3 protein-coding genes are annotated in these 2,688 nt (G+C 28.2%); all 3 read left to right on the top strand.

The window, feature by feature from the left end:
• The coding region (locus EQ827_RS08355; RefSeq protein ID WP_309109359.1) for a glycosyl hydrolase family 65 protein at positions 1-322 on the top strand (322 nt) is incomplete at its 5' end.
• A gap of 25 nt (positions 323-347) precedes the next feature.
• Positions 348-1,166: an endonuclease/exonuclease/phosphatase family protein gene (locus EQ827_RS08350; RefSeq protein WP_181190529.1), complete on the top strand. Its 819-nt coding sequence runs from the start codon at positions 348-350 to the stop codon at positions 1,164-1,166.
• A gap of 12 nt (positions 1,167-1,178) precedes the next feature.
• On the top strand, positions 1,179-2,480 hold the full coding sequence (locus tag EQ827_RS08345) for an MFS transporter (protein ID WP_181190528.1): 1,302 nt from the start codon (positions 1,179-1,181) through the stop codon (positions 2,478-2,480).
• Positions 2,481-2,688: the final 208 nt, after the last annotated feature.

The raw sequence follows: 2,688 nt of genomic DNA, 5'->3' as shown, positions 1-2,688 counted from the left end.
ATTTAATGAACATTATAATACAGAAGATGGGCTTCATATGGCTAATATTGCGGGCTCATGGTTAATTATAGTTAAAGGTTTTCTGGGTTTAAAAATAAAGAATCAAGTTTTATATCTACAAAATCAACTTCCTGATGAATTAAACAGTTTGAAAATCAGACTAACATTTTTAAATTGTTTAATTGAAATCATGGCAACAAAGAAATTTTTAAAAATAAAACTTTTAAGGGGTGAAAAAATAAAATTAAATATAAAAAATAAGAAAATTACTTTAGTACAAAAGACTAATGAATATTATGTTTTTTATAATAGTTTTGAATAATTAGCAAAACAGAGGAGTTAATAAAATGACTATATTAAAAGTTGCAACTTATAATTTACAGTCAACAAGACCTAACCAGAGTGACAAGCAGGCTAGATTATTAAGGAGAGAAGGTGTTGATATATGTGCCCTTCAAGAAATTAATTATAATAATTATCGTTTTAGTCGAGATTTGTTCAACAGTTTAAATGGATTTGAACATGGAGATAATAAATTCTCGTATTGTTATTTTGGAAAAGCTATTGAGTTTGCAGAAGGTAGCATGGGCATTGCGGCAGTTAGTAACTATAAAATAAATAATACTAGGACAATTAAATTATACAGTGAAGATGCAATGCCTGAAGCAATTCAAAAAATGCATTATTATTATAATCTCTATAATTACAACAAAGAGGAAACTATAAAAGAATTCAATGATTTTAATGAAAAATATAAATATATTGAGCCACGTATTGCCACAAATATACTGTGTGAAATAGGCGGAAAAACAGTATCTTTTTACAGTACACATCTGAGTTTTGAAACTAAAGAGTTGAGACATGCACAATTAGTGCAGTTACGTGATATTTTACTAAATGATAAATCTGATTATAAAATTTTAGCAGGAGATCTTAATGTAGATCAAAGTACTAAAGAACTTGAATTCTTAACTGATAAATTTACCATTGTAAATGGTAATAATGGTTATTGGATAGATACATTTGTTGGAATAGACCCTAATATGAATGTTAATTCAGTTGATAATATTATTTTATCTAAAAATATTAAAATTAATAATACTTATAAAATTGATTCTGATTTATCAGATCATTTGCCTTTAATTGCTGAGATTGAACTGTTATAAGGGGAAAATAATATGAAATCTATTAGGGAACAATTAGACAAACTTCAATTTAGTTCAAAAAAATTAACTGAATATCTTTTAGTTGTTGGGAGCGCAACAACAATATACTTATTTGTTGGATTGCGTGGAATTTTGTATGAGCCATTTAGAATGCAACTAGGGTCAACAAATGCACAGTTAGGCATATTAATGAGTGTATCAGGTTTTATACAAATATTTGGTTATTTGTTATTTGGTTGGATACAAGAGAGAATGAATGTCAGAAAACTTCTAACTTTTGATATGTTGGGTTATGGACTTACAGGTATGTTTATTGCTTTTTCAAAGGGTCTACCGTTTTCAATAACAATAATATGTTTTGTATTATTTGGAATTTTTGGAGATGCAATGTATTGGCCAACGATACAAAAATCAGTAAAATATATTGGGGGTAAAACTGCTCAGGCACGTGCATTTGGTACAATGGAGTCTTTAAGAGCGGTTGGTGGTTTCATCATAAATAGTTTAGATGTTATTCTTTATAGTACTTTAACCGGCATATCTGGCATGATCTGGGGTATTAAAGGCGCGATGATGTTCAATTCTGGAATAACATTATTGTTTGCCTTACTCATTTGGTTCAAAATGCCAAAAGATTTTATGCAGGAAAAAATTAATTCTGCTACCAAAACAATTAACAAAACAAAGATAGGATTACAGGGAGTGGTTAAGGCTCTTAAATTGCCAGTAGTATGGTTAACTGGGTTATCATCAGCCTGTGCATATATAGCATATGTTGGCGTTAGCACCTATTTCGTACCTTATTTACAAAATACTTTCTTTATGAGTGCCTCTTTAGTAGCTATATTTGGAATAGTTAATGGTACAGCAGTTAATGCTTTATCTGCATTTTTATCTGGTCTTATTTCAGATAAGTTATTTAAGAATAGTGCAGTATGGATGTCGATCTGCTATGCTTTAATGTCTGCATTTATATTTATAACTTTAATAATACCTAAGCGTAAATCAATGGTCATTATTGCAATGATATTTCTGTTATTAACCACATTATCGTGCTTTCTAATAAGAGCTGTGTATTATTCTCCTTTAGGTGAATATGGTATTCCAACTGATATATCTTCTACTGCTATGTCTATAGCTTCTTTTGTTGGATATAGCCCATCATTTTTTGCTTATCCAATTTTTGGGAGCATTATTGATAATAATAGTAGTATTAAAGCGTATACAATAATTTTTATGGTTTTGATAGTTTTCAGTATATTTGGTATAATTATTAATATAATTAATTCAAGATTGATTTCTAAAAATAAATAATTATAACTATTATCTATAATATAAGTGGCTAAAGAAAAATTTTAAACTAATAACTGTAAAATCACTTTTTGATTTTTGATGGTACCCCTAAAGTTAGAACCTAGCTTTAGGGGTATTAGTATGATAAAAATTTTGATAACAATAAAAGTTAAATAAATTGGATATATTATATTGGAAAAGCAGTAGTAACAAGAATAAGGTATTAAAA

This window comes from Bombilactobacillus bombi, from assembly GCF_013607485.1.
Classification (GTDB): Bacteria; Bacillota; Bacilli; order Lactobacillales; family Lactobacillaceae; genus Bombilactobacillus; species Bombilactobacillus bombi_A.
This window is presented reverse-complemented; position numbering and strand designations above follow the sequence as displayed.

Excerpts from the sequence above, each read along its gene's own strand:
- EQ827_RS08350 (WP_181190529.1), top strand. The coding sequence starts at position 348 with ATGACTATATTAAAAGTTGCAACTTATAATTTACAGTCAACAAGACCT.
- EQ827_RS08345 (WP_181190528.1), top strand. The coding sequence starts at position 1,179 with ATGAAATCTATTAGGGAACAATTAGACAAACTTCAATTTAGTTCAAAA.